The organism is Micromonospora sp. SL1-18 (genome assembly GCF_047921505.1).
In the GTDB taxonomy this organism is placed as follows: Bacteria; Actinomycetota; Actinomycetes; order Mycobacteriales; family Micromonosporaceae; genus Micromonospora.
The window spans coordinates 1-240 of record NZ_JBLROA010000281.1 but is presented as its reverse complement, the minus strand read 5'-3'; the positions used below and the strand labels follow the sequence as shown (position 1 = coordinate 240).

The window sequence follows — 240 nt, the reverse complement described above, 5'->3', positions numbered from 1 at the left end:
GGTGCCTGGCGGCGCATCGCCGCCCGCGGCCTCACCCATCAAGCCAAGACCGTCACCGACAAGACCACCGGTGCCATGGTGATCCGCTCGGTGGTGGACCAGCTCGAGGCCGCAGCCGTTGTCACCCCCACCACCTGCAAGGCCAGCCGGGAGGATCGGTCGAAGACCGGCCCCACCCGGCATCACACCTCACGCCCCGCGCCCAGGCGACGCAGGGCACCCTCCCCCACCCGGCCCCAC

The 240-nt window shown here is 72.9% G+C and carries 1 protein-coding gene; it reads left to right on the top strand.

Annotation, left to right across the window (positions count from 1 at the left end; genetic code table 11):
- A partial coding sequence (locus ACNAW0_RS30945) for a hypothetical protein (protein WP_416291571.1) occupies nt 1-240 on the top strand: 240 nt, incomplete at both ends.